The organism is Bartonella sp. A05 (genome assembly GCF_026930145.1).
GTDB lineage: Bacteria > Pseudomonadota > Alphaproteobacteria > Rhizobiales > Rhizobiaceae > Bartonella.
The window spans coordinates 133,661-148,928 of the sequence record NZ_JANHOJ010000001.1 but is presented as its reverse complement, the minus strand read 5'-3'; the positions used below and the strand labels follow the sequence as shown (position 1 = coordinate 148,928).

15 protein-coding genes and 1 other RNA gene are annotated in these 15,268 nt (G+C 38.5%); 1 reads left to right on the top strand and 15 read right to left on the bottom strand.

Annotated elements, in window-relative coordinates; all coding sequences use genetic code 11:
* Window positions 1-17: 17 nt before the first annotated feature.
* From rimP to ffs, 15 genes are all read right to left on the bottom strand, one after another.
* The gene (gene rimP, locus NPX98_RS00580) at window positions 18-668 is read right to left on the bottom strand and encodes a ribosome maturation factor RimP (protein ID WP_269022415.1); all 651 of its coding nucleotides are present in this window, start codon (window positions 666-668) and stop codon (window positions 18-20) included.
* A 129-nt stretch (window positions 669-797) separates the two neighbouring features.
* Entirely contained in the window at window positions 798-1,499 is a 702-nt protein-coding gene (gene trmB, locus NPX98_RS00575) for a tRNA (guanine(46)-N(7))-methyltransferase TrmB (protein WP_269022012.1), read from the bottom strand.
* Window positions 1,496-2,764 (bottom strand): methionine adenosyltransferase, encoded by a 1,269-nt coding sequence (gene metK / locus NPX98_RS00570; protein WP_269022011.1) that lies wholly within the window; start codon window positions 2,762-2,764, stop codon window positions 1,496-1,498. Before metK ends, trmB begins: the two co-directional genes overlap by 4 nt.
* Before the next feature lie 127 nt (window positions 2,765-2,891).
* Window positions 2,892-3,305 carry a helix-turn-helix domain-containing protein gene (locus NPX98_RS00565; RefSeq protein ID WP_269022010.1) on the bottom strand — a complete coding sequence of 138 codons (414 nt, stop codon included), beginning with the start codon at window positions 3,303-3,305 and terminating at the stop codon, window positions 2,892-2,894.
* Between the two features lie 148 nt (window positions 3,306-3,453).
* Complete coding sequence (gene lnt, locus NPX98_RS00560; protein WP_269022009.1) at window positions 3,454-5,067, bottom strand: apolipoprotein N-acyltransferase; 1,614 nt, start codon at window positions 5,065-5,067, stop codon at window positions 3,454-3,456.
* Entirely contained in the window at window positions 5,048-6,067 is a 1,020-nt protein-coding gene (locus tag NPX98_RS00555) for a hemolysin family protein (RefSeq protein WP_269022008.1), read from the bottom strand. Before NPX98_RS00555 ends, lnt begins: the two co-directional genes overlap by 20 nt.
* Before the next feature lie 70 nt (window positions 6,068-6,137).
* On the bottom strand, window positions 6,138-6,614 hold the full coding sequence (ybeY, locus tag NPX98_RS00550; RefSeq protein ID WP_269022007.1) for an rRNA maturation RNase YbeY: 477 nt from the start codon (window positions 6,612-6,614) through the stop codon (window positions 6,138-6,140).
* Entirely contained in the window at window positions 6,611-7,735 is a 1,125-nt protein-coding gene (locus tag NPX98_RS00545) for a PhoH family protein (protein WP_269022006.1), read from the bottom strand. Before NPX98_RS00545 ends, ybeY begins: the two co-directional genes overlap by 4 nt.
* A gap of 177 nt (window positions 7,736-7,912) precedes the next feature.
* On the bottom strand, window positions 7,913-9,289 hold the full coding sequence (miaB, locus tag NPX98_RS00540) for a tRNA (N6-isopentenyl adenosine(37)-C2)-methylthiotransferase MiaB (RefSeq protein WP_269022005.1): 1,377 nt from the start codon (window positions 9,287-9,289) through the stop codon (window positions 7,913-7,915).
* A gap of 31 nt (window positions 9,290-9,320) precedes the next feature.
* Complete coding sequence (gene rimI, locus NPX98_RS00535) at window positions 9,321-9,812, bottom strand: ribosomal protein S18-alanine N-acetyltransferase (protein WP_269022004.1); 492 nt, start codon at window positions 9,810-9,812, stop codon at window positions 9,321-9,323.
* Window positions 9,812-10,492, bottom strand: a complete 681-nt coding sequence (gene tsaB, locus NPX98_RS00530; protein WP_269022002.1) for a tRNA (adenosine(37)-N6)-threonylcarbamoyltransferase complex dimerization subunit type 1 TsaB — start codon at window positions 10,490-10,492, stop codon at window positions 9,812-9,814. Before tsaB ends, rimI begins: the two co-directional genes overlap by 1 nt.
* Window positions 10,493-11,026: 534 nt before the next feature.
* On the bottom strand, window positions 11,027-11,632 hold the full coding sequence (gene recR, locus NPX98_RS00525) for a recombination mediator RecR (RefSeq protein WP_269022001.1): 606 nt from the start codon (window positions 11,630-11,632) through the stop codon (window positions 11,027-11,029).
* Window positions 11,633-11,668: 36 nt separating this feature from the next.
* On the bottom strand, window positions 11,669-11,992 hold the full coding sequence (locus NPX98_RS00520; RefSeq protein ID WP_269022000.1) for a YbaB/EbfC family nucleoid-associated protein: 324 nt from the start codon (window positions 11,990-11,992) through the stop codon (window positions 11,669-11,671).
* A gap of 14 nt (window positions 11,993-12,006) precedes the next feature.
* A complete protein-coding gene (locus NPX98_RS00515) occupies window positions 12,007-13,959 on the bottom strand; it encodes a DNA polymerase III subunit gamma/tau (protein WP_269021999.1) in 1,953 nt (650 codons plus the stop codon).
* A 225-nt stretch (window positions 13,960-14,184) separates the two neighbouring features.
* Window positions 14,185-14,281: signal recognition particle sRNA small type (gene ffs, locus NPX98_RS00510), an RNA gene on the bottom strand.
* 314 nt (window positions 14,282-14,595) lie between these two features.
* Between ffs and NPX98_RS00505 the strand changes: the two genes are divergently transcribed.
* A complete protein-coding gene (locus tag NPX98_RS00505) occupies window positions 14,596-15,138 on the top strand; it encodes a c-type cytochrome (RefSeq protein WP_269021998.1) in 543 nt (180 codons plus the stop codon).
* The last annotated feature ends 130 nt before the right edge of the window (window positions 15,139-15,268 follow it).

The window sequence follows — 15,268 nt, the reverse complement described above, 5'->3', positions numbered from 1 at the left end:
ATTGGTTCTATGTGATATTAATTTTTACAGTTTGTTTCTGGTTTTGAGATGTTGAGATTATCTTTGGAGGCTGATTGTTGATATAATTCCTTTGTTTTTTTCAATGCGTCTCGAATAAGTTCATTGGTAAGCACGAGACGTGCATTGGTAATGTCCGTAAAGGGAATAAAAACACGCATTGCTTCTCCATAGGCAGCTTTATCGGCATTTAAAGTAAAGCCGTTTTGTGTGATATTTGCAATTGTACCACGAAATCTTCGGCGTCCATCAATTATCGTGTTGGTTTCAATTTTTGCAATATGCCCCTGCCAATGAAAAAAATCAGATTTCCTTACGAGTGGGCGGTCAATGCCAGGGGATGAGATTTCTAAATGATATTTGCGTTCAATAACATTTTGCACATCAAGAAGCGGCGAAATAGTTTTACTAACAGTTTCGCAATCTTCTATTGTCATGCTACCATCAGCACGTTCAACCATAATCTGAAGCGTTAAACCATTTAAACCAAGAAGTCTTACACGAACCAAACGAAAACCCAAGGGTTTGAGCAATGGTGTGATAAGGGTAGCGACGCGCATTTCAATACCATCTTCTTCAAACAGACGCGGTTCGTTAATGTTACCCATTCTTTCAGTTTCGTTCATATGCTTTATCCAGGTTATTCTTATTGGTCTTATGATATTAAAAAAGAGCGGATCCAAACGACCCACTCCTCACCACAAGATCAAGAATTTGATTATTTTGTACTCTTAAATTCAAAGTTTTTCAAGTTGTTTGTGGTAAAAGCATTTTATCCCTTATTTTTTAATAAAAGTTAGATAAGTGGGCATTCTGCCTTCGCGCAAAGCTTTTGCTTCATATCGGGTGCTTGGCCATAGCGGATATGGGGTTTTCCAATCTTTAGGATTTTCTGCTTGCCATTCAAAATCGCTATGGCGTGTGCAATAGTATAATGTCCAGTTTACATAAGTATCTATATCGCTGGCAAAGCGAAATTTTTTACCTGTTTTAAGAACGCGAGAAAAACGGTTGAGATTTTTTACATTGATAAAGCGCCGTTTCCAATGCTTTTTTTTAGGCCATGGATCAGGATAGAATAAATCTATTCCATCAAGTGATGCTTGGGGAAGCCAATCAAGAAGGCGTGTGGCGTCATCATCATAAAGACGAAGATGATTTTGATATTGTTTGTGTTTTTCAATGTGTGTCAATATTTTTGCCATACCATTGATAAAAGGCTCTACGCCAATAAAACCTGTTTGTGGAAACCGCTCCATTTCATGGAGCAAATGTTCTCCTCCACCAAAGCCAATTTCAAGTCGGACTTCTTTGATTTTATTTGTGAATAAAGATGTTAGCTCTAGAGGTACAGGTTTATTTAAATCAATATTGAGAGTAGGAAGAAGCGTTTTTATCCGCGCAAGTTGGCTGTCCCGTAGCCGTTTGCCTTGTCGACGACCGAAAAAAGCTTCATTCATACGCGATTTATGTTTCCTCATGGTATTTTTATCATTGTTTTAAGCGTATTGATGAGATCGGTTTTTTCCCATGAAAATGAACCATCGCGTTCTGGTTCACGCCCGAAATGACCATAAGCAGCTGTTTTTGTATAAATGGGTTTGTTGAGATCAAGATGTTTTCGAATGCCTGTTGGTGAAAGATCCATGATTTTTCGGATTACGGCTTCAAGAACATTTTCTTCAACTTTCCCTGTTCCATGGAGGTTCAGATAAACAGATAAGGGTTGTGAAATGCCAATTGCGTAAGAAAGTTGAATGGTGCATCGCTCTGCTAAATTCGCTGCAACAATATTTTTAGCGAGATAACGTGCGGCATAAGCTGCAGAACGATCAACTTTTGTCGTGTCTTTCCCTGAAAAAGCTCCACCACCGTGGGGTGCTGCGCCTCCATAAGTATCGACAATAATTTTTCGTCCTGTTACTCCTGCATCACTTTTAGGGCCGCCAATAACAAATTTTCCTGTTGGGTTAATGTACCAACTACATTGATTAGAAATGGGAATACTCTGTAAAGCTTGACGAATATAGGGTTCAACCACTGTACGTACTTTATTCGAATCCCAACTTTCATCTAAATGCTGCGTTGAAAGAACAATGGATGTGACTTCTATAGGTTTTCCATTTTTATATCGTATTGTTATTTGGCTTTTGGCGTCTGGTCCTAGTTTGCCGGTCTCTCCTTCATTTTTATGACGAGCCACGGCAAGAAGCTTTAAAATCTTATGCGCGTAATAAATTGGTGCGGGCATGAGATCTGGTGTTTCACGGCAGGCATATCCAAACATGATACCTTGATCGCCTGCGCCTTCTTCACCTTGGCAATCCATGGCATTATCGACGCCTTGTGCGATATCAGCTGATTGTGGCCGCAAAAGAACATCAATTTTAACAGTTTTCCAATGGAAGCCTGCTTGTTCATAACCAATCGCACGAATAGCACGACGTGCGACTTTGCGAAAATGCGTAGGATTAATAATAGGAGCTCCAGCTTCATCATGGATTAACTCCCCGTTTTTATCTTTTTTTAAGAGTGTATCAGGAACACGTACTTCACCAGCGATCACAACACGATTGACACTGACTAAAGTTTCACAAGCAATTCGCACTAACCACGGATCGGTACCTGTTCTCATAGCCTCTTTATAGATCATGTCGACGATTTCATCAGAAATACGATCACAAATTTTGTCGGGATGCCCTTCAGATACCGATTCACTGGTAAAAAAATAATCTTGATGCGGCATAAGAACTCCATCGACAAAAAAACTGACAGTTTGTTAACTGTATATTAAAGGCTTTTTTATTTGCCAACCTTACGACAAATCGTCAACACTGATTTATGAGATAATATAAAGAAAGTAATTTTTATTTTTATAACTTATTGAGTGGATCTTCTTCAGAAAGAGCTCTTGCCAAATCAATTATTTTTCGACGCACTTTTGCATCGGATATATTGGTAAAAGCGCGCATTAACTGGATCCCTTCGTTGCTAGAGCAAAAATCCATAAAATCGCTATCGCTTTCAGCAAAGCCTTCCATAGGTTGGATTCCTATACCTTTATCAAAAAAGTAAGAAACAGGGACATCCATAATTTCTGCAATTGCTTGAAGGCGACTCGCACCAACACGATTTGTACCTTTTTCATATTTCTGAACTTGCTGAAAAGTAATGCCTAGTTTCTCACCTAGTTTTTCTTGGGTAAGACCTAATATATTACGACGTAAACGAATACGGGTTCCAACATAGACATCTATGGGATCAGGTTTTTTTCTAGTCTCGGTCATAATGCAACTCTTTATTTCCAGTACTTCGTTTCCAAACTAACATTAGGTACATGCGAGGTTAGTCTATCATAGAATTAAGATAATATATCAACTTTTTCCCAATATTACTGGTACATATAAAATGATATTGTACATGAGAACCCAATCATTAAAGTTGTTTTGTAGAACCAAAACTAACGTAGCACGATAGCATAATAATGAATAAGATGAAAGTAGAGAATATTCTATATTCACTATTCCATCTGGATGTGATTGGTAATGGAATTGGCGAATCGATAACGCCGATAGCATTTTGCTCAAGAGAGGCAACAATGCGTCCATAAGGATCAAGTACGGCTGATATTCCGTTATTGGCTGCTCTGATAACAGGAATCCCTAGTTCTATGGCGCGCAGTTGTGCTTGTTGGAAATGTTGATATGGTCCAGGTGTTATACCAAACCACGCATCATTTGTGACATTAATAATTGCTTGAGGTGGGGGACCTTTAAAAGTCATTTCATTGGGAAATATAACTTCATAACAAATCAATGGAAGATAAGAAAATTTGTTTGGCATCGTAACAGTCTTGCGCACAGTTTCGGCACTATATCCACCAATGTTATCTGCAAGGGCATGCAGTCCAATTTTATTCAATAAGTTTTGATAGGGAAGATATTCACCAAAAGGAACCAGATGCAATTTATCAGAAGTGTTGAGAAGATTACCCTTGGCATCAATGACTGCAATTGTATTAAAAAATTGTGTTGGAGCGTTAGGGGAATCATTACTGGCTCGTGTCGCACCGACAATAGCCCATTGTTGAGGCTTCAGAAAAGAGGCGATGCGCATTGTGACAGCAGAGGAATTATTGAGAATGTACGGAACTGATGCTTCAGGCCATACGATAAAGTCGGGCTCTGGATTCTGATCAGTTGTTGGAGTTACACTTAGGTTTACATAGGTTGTAAATATTTCTTCTTGTGTAGCATGGCTCAATTTTTCGTTTTGTGGGATGGAAGGTTGAATGATCCGCACCCAATGGAGATTTTTTTGATAATCATCTATGTTTTGTGCTGCATTCAGACGATAAAATCCAAAGCAGCAATGAGCAAATATAAGAAGAAGACAAAGAAAAAGTGCTAATCGCTTTTTTTCACCTGTTAATAAAACAGTGGGAAAACTGTAGACTAAGACAGCAAGAATATTCATGCCGTACAGCCCTACGATAGCGTCTGATTGCATGAGCATTGGAGTTGGCATGGCTGTGTAACCAAGAGAATTCCATGGGAAACCTGTGAACAGAATAGCACGCAGTAATTCTGCTAACCCTAGTGCAAAAGCCAAAACAAAAAAGCGTGCGATTCCCTTTGTCCAGAACAAACCAGCAATGACACCAGCAAAAGCCCAATAAAGAGCAAGATAGGCAGGAAGACCAAAAATGGCAAAAGGTATTGTCCAAGCAAAAATGCTTGGTTCTATCAATAAAGCATTGCTTAGCCACCAAAGATTACTAACAAAATAACCGAAGCCAAAGTTTCCACAGGTCAGAGCAGTTTTCAGAAGGCGTTTTTTGTTATTTTGAATGGCATTGATTGCATCCAATAAAACAATGAAGACAGGAAAAGTTAAAAAACTAATGGGCGTTAGATAAAAGGGTGGGAGCGCAAAGGATGTCAATGCACCACATAAAAACGCACAGACTTGTCGTTGCCAGCTCGATATGGAAAGCAGAAAAAATGTTATCCTTTTTAAATACACATTGTTATTCCTTGGGGACAACATTTTCCTGAGATTGTTTGTTTGCTTGGATACGAACAATACGTAATCGCTTAATCCGACGTTTGTCGGCTTCTAAAATACGGAATCGGAAACCAGGAATAGCTTCAATGATTTCACCTTTTGAAGGAATGCGATCAAGAATAGAAACAATTAAACCACCAATTGTATCAACTTCATCAGCGTATTCTCCTACGATGAAATCAGGACCAAGAGCCTTTTTTACATCTCCCAATTCGGTTTTTGCATCAACAAGCCATTTATTATCATGTTCGCATACAATAGCATTATCGTCATTGTCATGTTCATCTTCAATATCACCAACAACCAATTCGACAATATCTTCCATGGAGACTAAACCATCTGTGCCACCATATTCATCAATGACCAAAGCCATTTGGGTTCGTGTTGTTTGCATACGTGTTAATAATTTGCTTGCAAGCATGGAGCTAGGAACGAATAGAACTGTTCGAATGAGGTTCAGCTCTCCGATTGGGTGATTTAAGTCTGTATGGTTTAATTGAAGAGAATTGGACTTTTTCTCATTTTGAGCTGAGTTTGTAATAAAGCGTGTTATATAGTTGAGAATGTCGCGGATATGGATCATGCCTCGGGGATCGTCTAAGGTTTCAGCATAAACAGGCATACGGGAATGACCAATTTTTCCAAAACATTCAAGAGCCTCTCCAAGAGGGGTATTGATTTCCAATGCTTCGATTTCAGAACGTGGGATCATAACATCATCAACGCGTGCTTCGCGCAAGCGCAAAATATTATAAAGCATGATACGCTCTTCAGGAGAGAAGAGATCCGTATCCTTCTCATTGTCAGCAGTGAGAGCATCAGTCAGATCATCGCGCAGTGACGTGGAATTGCGACCCCGTAAAAAAGAAAATAACTGGCTCAGTAAAGAGTTTTTTTCTGTATGATTTTCTCGTTGAGAAGGCTGTTCTTCCAGATTAGAAGATATTTGACTATTATTTGGTATATTAATTTTATCTGTCATGATTTTAAAATCTTCTCAATTCCTTTTGTATAACAGATGTATAAATAAGCTAATTGAATTTTCTAGCATTTTAAGGCAACTCAGTATAGGGGTCTTTTATGGAAAGCTTTCGGAGAATTTCTTTTTCTAGCTCTTCCATTTGATGAGCTTCTTCATGTGTTTCATGATCATAACCAAGAAGATGGAGGACACCATGGACGACCATATGTGTCAAATGATCATGAAATGATTTTCCTTCTTGCTTTGCTTCACGCATAACAGTTTCTCGTGCAATAACGATATCGCCAAGCATAGATCTAGGGTTTTGTCCCGCTTTAAGAGGAAAAGCAGGAAAAGATAAAACATTGGTGGGGTTGTTTTTATTACGCCACTGTGCGTTAATTTGTGCCATATGCTCGTCATTAGTAAAAAGCAAACTCAGTTCGCTTGTGATATTATCTAATGAACAGTGTTGAATTGTTGCAGTTAATGCTTTTTCAGCGATATTATAGAGCACTTTCTCCTCTCCCCACTCGGCACTTTCAATGGTCATATCAATAATAATCATGATGAATTTTGCTCATTTTTTTGCTGAGAAGCATTAGAGCTGTATTTTTTTGTTTGTTTACTTGAATCGCGATTGTAAGCATGAACAATGGCAGCAACAAGGGGATGACGCACAACATCTTTTTCATTAAAACGAACGATCACAATATTCTCTATATCTGATAAAATACGGATTGCTTCTACTAAACCTGATTTTTGTCCTGTAGGCAAATCAATTTGACTTATATCACCTGTTACGATCATTCGTGCTCCTTCTCCAAGACGCGTGAGGAACATTTTCATCTGCATGGGTGTTGTATTTTGTGCTTCATCAAGAATAATGGCTGAGTGCGTAAGTGTTCGTCCGCGCATGAAAGCAAGAGGAGCAATTTCTACGACACCAGAAGTTAAAACACGTTCCACTTTTTCAGCGGGCATCATATCATAAAGAGCATCATAAAGTGGTCGTAAGTAAGGAGCAACTTTTTCTTTGAGGTCGCCGGGAAGGAAACCAAGATGTTCTCCGGCCTCAACGGCAGGACGTGAGAGAATTATTCGTTCTATGATACCACGTTCTAGGAGCATTGCAGCATGAGCAACGGCAAGATATGTTTTACCAGTTCCTGCCGGTCCCACACCAAAAACAAGTTCAGAACGTTCCATTGCTCGCATATATGCATCTTGTGTTGGGGTACGAGCAAGTATTGTTTTTTTGTGGGTACTCAATTGTGCTGGTACGCGTTTTGTTATAGATTGGGTTGCATTGATTGATTTTTGCTGTTCATTTGGCAAGTTTGCCATAGCGATTGCACCTTCTATATCTGATAACGTGAGTTCTTGATGCGTTTTTGCTCGTTCATAGAGGTGATTTAGTATGTATTCTGCACAGTTGATAGCAGTGGCTTCTCCACGGATTGCAATTTCGTTGCCACGTGGACGAATATCAAGTCCGAGCTTTTGTTCAATAAGAGCAAGATTTTCATCAAATTTACCAAACACAGCTTTTGCATAGCCGTTATTTTCAAAAGTTAAAACAACGTGATTAATATCCGATATACCGGCTTTTTCAAAGACGTTTATATTTTCTGGCAAGGCACTTATTTTCTTTTGGATGCGTTTTGATTTCTCGGTTGAGGTTTTCAACCTATTCTCCTACATTGTTGAGTATGACATACTTTTGGGCATGAACTTTAAAAAGCAATATTCACTTTTTATAGAATTCACATTTCAAATATAATCTCTTTCTTTGAAAGTGAAATAGCTTCTTAAAAGTTTATGCTTTGAATAAAATCTGAAGAGTTTTTTATATATTCGCTTATTTTATACGTTCGCTTGTTCTCCAACGAAACTGTTTGAGCTTACATTTTTTATATGAATTGTCATCATAGCACCAGTAGAAGCTTGTGTATCGACTACGACTGGTAAGAGCCAAGGAGAACGACCCACCATTTGTCCAGAATGGCGCCCCGCTTTTTCGATGAGGATATCGGTTTTTTGACCAATTTTAGAGCGTAAAAATGCATTTTGCTGTTCAAGAAGCAGTGTTTGTAAACGTTGAAGGCGTATATTTTTTACGACTTCATCGACATGATTTTTCATTTTTGCACCAACTGTTCCAGGGCGAGGTGAATATTTGAAAGAGTAGGCTGAACTGTAGCCTACTTGTTCAACTAGTTTAATAGTATCTTCAAAATCCTCATCAGTTTCCCCCGGAAATCCTACAATGAAATCACCTGAGAATGCAATATCAGGCCGTGCGGTACGAATTTTCTCAATGAGATGAAGATAATGAATGCTTTTATGTTGGCGATTCATTGCTTTTAGAATACGATCGGATCCTGACTGGACAGGGAGATGCAGATAAGGCATCAATATATCGAGATCTCGGTGTGCAGCGATAAGACTTTCATCCATGTCACGCGGATGACTGGTTGTATAACGCAGGCGTTTTAAGCCATCAAGCTTAGCAAGATGATAAAGCAGATCTCCAAGACGCCATGTCTTACCGTCAGTACTTTGTCCGTGCCAGCCATTGACGTTTTGTCCAAGAAGCGTAATTTCTTTAACACCAGCTTCAATGAGTTGGAGAGCTTCATCAGTAATTTGTTCAACTGATCGCGATATTTCAGCGCCCCGTGTGTAAGGAACAACACAAAAGGTACAAAATTTGTCACAACCTTCCTGGACTGTTAAAAATGCGCTAACGCCTCGTTTTTGTACTGCACGTTTATTATGAGGAGGCAAATAAGCGAATTTATCTTCGACGGCATAGTCCGTTTTGACAATCTTTTTTCCTTGTTTCGCTTGTTCCAACAATTCCGGCAAACGATGATACATTTGCGGCCCAATGACGAGATCAACCGTTGGTGCACGACGTAAGATTTCATTTCCTTCAGCTTGTGCGACACAGCCGGTAACGCCAATCATCAAAGGTTTTTCAGGTGCACGTTCTTGGCGAATCATTCGCAAACGGCCAAGATCGGAATAGAGCTTTTCTGCTGCTTTTTCACGAATGTGGCAGGTGTTAACAAGAATAAGATCGGCATCATCTGGTGTTTGTGTTGCAATATAACCGTGAGTATTGAGACTGTCGTTCATTCGTTGACTGTCATAAACATTCATTTGACAGCCGTAGGTTTTGATAAAAACCTTTTTAGGAATAACGGAAAGCGTTTTTTTAGGATCTGGTTGATTCATAGAATGTTTTTAGACGTTTTTTACACAAATCTCAATCTATTTGCTCAAAAGTTTTTTGCATGATGATTGCATCTGTACGATCATTTTGTGATTGATAGTAGGCAGTGCGTTTGGAGATTTTTTTAAATTCGAAACGCTGATAAAGAGCTAAAGCAGAAAAATTATTTTCTTCTACTTCTAGGAATAGTTTTGTAGCACGTTCATGATGAAGATGGCGAAGTATACTATCCATCAGCAAATAGCCAACGCCTTGTTGACGGTAATGAGGATGAACAGCAATGGTAATGACTTCGGCTTCATCCAGAATGAGACGGCATAGACAAAATCCTACAATCTGGAGAGGTTTCCCAATAAAGCAGGCTTTGTAGCCAAAGATAGAGCGATCTTTAAAAAAAGTATCAAATGTGTATTTATCCCAATATGGGACAAAACACGCGTAATGAATTTGATGTAGGGAGGCACTGTCATCAGCTTGTAGCGGCGCAATCCAAAATTGCTTTTTGATTAATGAAAGTTTGGTCATTATTTTTTTCGTGGTAAAGCAAAATTGGTTTGTTGCTTTGCATCGGCATCGCGGAGATAAAGTGGGTGGGGTGGCGTTTGGGTTTGTTTGTTTGCAGCAAGATATGCATAGATTGCAATATCAGCTGCCTCGCATGGGATTTGATCGAAGATAAGTTTATCTATCTTATTATTTTTAAGGTGCAGCATAATGATATCGGTTGCGGGGCCGGTTAGTATGGTTTGTTGTGGCAGATCTGAGGTGATCTGCTCAAGCGTTTTTAAGCCAGGTGCACTCATAGCTGTAAGATCATTATTGAAATTTTGATGATAAAACATTCCTCTGCCAGCTTCTATAACAACAGTAACTGTCGATGTGGGATGTTGTTTATTTGTTTGTGCTGCTAATGCTTCCAGTGCGCTTACCCCAATCGCTGGTATTTCCAATGCCAGCGCTAAAGCCCTGGCTGTTGAAACACCTACACGTACACCTGTAAATGATCCAGGTCCAATATTGACAGCAATACGGTCAACTTGATCTAGTGTGATGTTGGCTTGGTTGGTGACTTCTGCAATTTGTCCAATAAGCTTTTCAGCATGACCTTTGCTCATGCGCTCACTGATGCATGAAACAACGGATTGATGATGAATAAGTGCAACAGCACAATAAATTGAAGCAGTGTCTATGGCAAGAATAAGCATAAAACTATCGTATATGAATAAAGTAAAAAACAAAAGGTGGCTGTGTTTTTTTTGTATTTTTTATTTTATTTTTGCAATTTGTACTGTTTGAAAACAGGGAAGGATTAGTAGGAAAATATTATTTTAAGATATTTAAGCGTGATTCAATCCGTTTTTACAGGGCATGAAAAGTCTGTACAAAAGCATTATAAAACGTATCCTATGGAGGTACAGCTCAGATATGCATAGTAATATATGGTAATATAAAGGCGCTAAAGAAATTCGAATTTTGAGCTGTGACATATGAGATGAAGGTTATAAAATACTACAATGGAATGAGAATAAAAGTTGTTATCAAGAATGAAGAATGATTTATGTTCTTTTATCTGCTGGTTAAGATCTATCGTTTTCATTGGCTTGTTACAAAAAACTTTGATTTTATTAAAAAGAACTAAAATCAATCATGACAGATCATTTTTTATTCAGCATTTTAATACTTCTTTACGAAAATGAAATGATGAATAAGATAAAGCTGATAGATGAGAAAAGAGAGTTTTAAAGATTAGTTCTTGCTTGTAAGGCTGCAGCTAAAGTTCCATCATCAAGATAATCCAATTCGCCACCTACCGGCACCCCGTGGGCCAGTCGAGTAATTTTAATGGAGAAATCGGAGAGTTGATCGGTGATGTAATGCGCCGTTGTTTGTCCTTCAACAGTAGCATTCACGGCAAGAATAATCTCTGTAATTGAACCATTGCTAACACGGTTTATTAAGGAAGAAATGTTGAGTTCATCAGGACCTATCCCATCTAACGGAGATAGTCGTCCACCTAAGACATGATAACGTGCGAGCAAAGTTCTTGCACGTTCGAGGGCCCAAAGATCAGAGATGTCTTCAACAACAATAATTGTTGTATCATCTCGGCGAGGATCTGTACAAATTGAACAGGGATGGACTGTATCTACATTTCCGCAAACAGAACAAATGCAAACTTTGTTGAGGGCTTCCTGCATTGCAAGTCCTAATGGCTCAAGCAGTGTTTCTTTTTTCTTGATAAGGTGAAGTGCAGCACGACGTGCCGAACGCGGGCCAAGACCTGGTATCCGTGCTAAAAGTTGAATGAGACGTTCAATTTCAGGGCCTGCAATGTGTTTAGACATGATATTATTTCAACAGATTAAATCAAAGTTCTTCCATTAAAATGGCAGTTTAAATCCTGGTGGGATAGGTAGACCTGCTGTCATGCTTTGCGTTTTCTCTGCCATGGCTGTTTCAATTTTTGCTTTGGCTTCATTATGAGCTGCCATGATGAGATCTTCAAGAATTTCAGCTTCTTCAGGTTTAAATAACGAAGGATCAATTTTGATGGCCGTTATGGCATTTTTCCCATTTAAAGTGACATTAACGAGCCCACCTCCAGCTGTTCCTGTTATCTGCAGATTAGCCATTTCATCTTGAAGTTTCTGCATTTTTTCTTGCATTTCTTTGGCTTTTTTCATTATACCCATCATATCACGCATAGGGATTAGTTTCCTTATTCATCATGTATATTATTACACTGTTTTTCATTATTAAAGTTATGTAGATGCGAAACAAGATCGCTCTCTTGTTTATTTTGCCGAATATCGACAATTTTTGCTCCTGGGAAGTGGTTAAGGATTTTTGCAATATCAGGATCTTTTTGTGCATCGGAAAAAAGAGTTTTCTGCACAGATTCATTTTCTTCCTGTAATGTTGGTCCACCTCCTTCATTAACAAAGTTTATGATCCATTGTTTTCCAATCCATTGATGCAGCACTTTTTTGATATCGTGAGCAAGTAAACGTGGAGCATTTTCAGAAAGTCTTAAGGTGATATTCCCTGGTTTAAAAGAAATAGGGTGAACAAATTCTTTGATAAGTAATTTGAAATGCGTATCACGATGCTGCTCAGCGAGATTAACAAGATCATGTAAGGAATTTATGATCAACGTTTCTTGTTTTGCATTTTTCGTTTCTGATAGAGTCGTTTCCGTGTCTGATTGGATAGGGGCATACGTTGAATTTACGGCATTTTCAGAGGATACGACAGGTTGAGAAGCGTCAAGATCTTTTGTTGTTTCAGGAGAGTTTGTATTCTCAGAAATTTGAACTCTTAATGGTTTTTCCGGTTGTAAGGAAATGCCGGACTGATTTTCTGAGGATGTTTTGAAATTTTGTTGGATTTGCGGTGAATTGAAAATTTGTGAAGAATGATAAGCTGGTACCGCTTCCTCTGTTACTGTATTATTTATACTTTTTTTCTCGTTATGAGAATGGTTTTGAACGATTGTGAGAGGTGCTTTTTCTTGTGTGAGATTTTTTAAAGCTTCATCAAGTGTTGGTAGATCAGCAGCATGGGTAAGACGAATTAATAACATTTCAGCAGCTTGAATAGGACGTGCCGCTTGATTAACTTCCTGTAAGCCTTTGAGTAACATTTGCCAGTTTCGAGAAAGAACGCGGATGGAAAGTTTTTGTGAAAACTCTAAGCTTCGTAGTCGTTCATTTTCTGTAAGCGATAGATCTTCTGTTATCTTTGGTATCACATGTAATCGGGTGACAAGATGGTTGAAATCAGCTAATTCTGTTAATATAACGAAGGGGTCAGCGCCGGCATCATATTGGCTGCGTAATTCATGCAGTGCGTTTACAATGTCTCCTTTCATAATAAATTCAAAGAGGTCGATAATACGTGTTTGATCAGCTAATCCTAGCATTGTGCGCATTGCAGCGGCACTCACATTGCCATTGCTATGGGCGATTGCTTGATCAAAAATGGAAAGTGCATCACGTGCGGATCCTTCCGCAGCACGAGCAATCATTGATAGTGCTTGATCTTCCACTGTAACTTTTTCATGTTGGGCAATTTTGCGCAAATGATCTACTAAAATTGCTGTTTCAATGCGTCGTAAATCAAAACGCTGACAGCGTGAAAGGATTGTAATAGGAACTTTGCGAATTTCTGTTGTTGCAAAAATAAATTTTACATGTGGTGGTGGTTCTTCAAGTGTTTTCAATAAACCATTAAATGCTTGTGTTGAAAGCATGTGAACTTCGTCAATAATATAAACTTTATAACGTGCTGAAACAGGACGATAACGTATTTGTTCAATGATGTCACGAATATCGTCTATGCCAGTATGCGAAGCAGCATCCATTTCTATGACATCGATATGATGGCCTGAAATAATTTGCGCACAATGTTCACCAAGTGTGTTTAATATGGTAGTTGGTTGATCGATGTCTGGTGTTTTGTAGTTAAGTGCACGTGCTAAAATACGAGCTGTTGTGGTTTTTCCCACTCCGCGAATTCCTGTCAATATCCATGCTTGCGCAATACGTCCTGTTTCAAAGGCATTTGTAAGTGTACGCACCATTGCTTTTTGACCAATGAGGTCGGAGAAATTTTGAGGCCGATATTTGCGAGCGAGAACGCGATAGGCCGTTTCTGCTGGCATATTTTTCATCAATGGTTTCCAATATCTGAAGCTCTTTATGGGATATTTCAATAATAGAGAGCATAGGTTAAAGGGATACACTTTAATATAAAAGGATTTTTTCTCAATCAATTTATTTTTTTAAGAGGATAAAGTATTTATTCTAAAAATACCTGTTCCCTATTCAATAGATACCACGCACCACTTTCAAGATATTACACTTAAAGGAAATAGGAATATAATTTACATAAGAGATTAGGAGGTTGATACAATGACCCGTACTAGGCTCGTTGGGGCTGCTTCCTTCCAGACCTGACCCGGTTGGCGAGTAGTTCGTCCACTACCAACCTCCCAACGCTATATTGTCGATTTAAAATAAAAAATCAAGCTAAGAAACAAACAATATAGAAAGGATCATTGAAATTTTTTCTTTTGGATCTCGATATGCATTGTGATTGCAGTATAGGAATTATGAAGCTGTGTTTTTTCTGAAAAGAGATTTTATTGATTTTCATGATTATTTTTATGTTAAAATCGTGCATATTTTTTCAAGATCTATTGTATATCGATATGTTATGTATTTGATGTTTTATAATATTTTGTACGTTACAGGAAAAAAGTTTAAACTAGCAACGATAATTAAGGATAAGGGCATTTGAATTTCTAATGAGGCGGTCGGTATTCACCTATTTCATTTTTGCTTGTCTATTAGGCGTGATTGTTTTTGTAGGAATGATTATGCTCAGTGGTGTTATTGACAATAATTCTGCGCGGCTTCAAAGTTCTCCTAATGCTGTGGAAAGTGATACGCTTGAAGAAGTACAACATATGTTGAGTAAGCGTCTTCAACAAGGCGATGTTGAAAATGGACGTAAGATTTTTAAGCAGTGTGCGGCATGCCATACTTCTGGGCGTAATCAATCTCATCGCGTTGGTCCAACGCTTTGGGAGATTGTTGATCGTCCTTTTGCGATTATAGAAGGTTTTACTTATTCACGGGCGTTGCGTGCAAATTCTGATAAGAAATGGGATTTTTTGACACTGGATCGCTATATACAATCACCGCGTAAAGCGATTCCAGGAACCATTATGTCTTTTCGTGGACTAAAAAATGATCAAGATCGTGCCGATCTTTTACTTTATTTGCGTAGCTTATCTAATAATCCTGTTTCTTTGCCCGTTGATAATGAAGATGGTGAGGAAGATTAGTGTATGTCAGAAAGTACCACTATACAGTGATCGTGTATAATAGATTGTTTCGGTCATTTTAATTCCATAGGTTTGTTATACCGTTATCAATGCATCATTGGGAATTGATTTGGTGTAACTTTATCAAAAG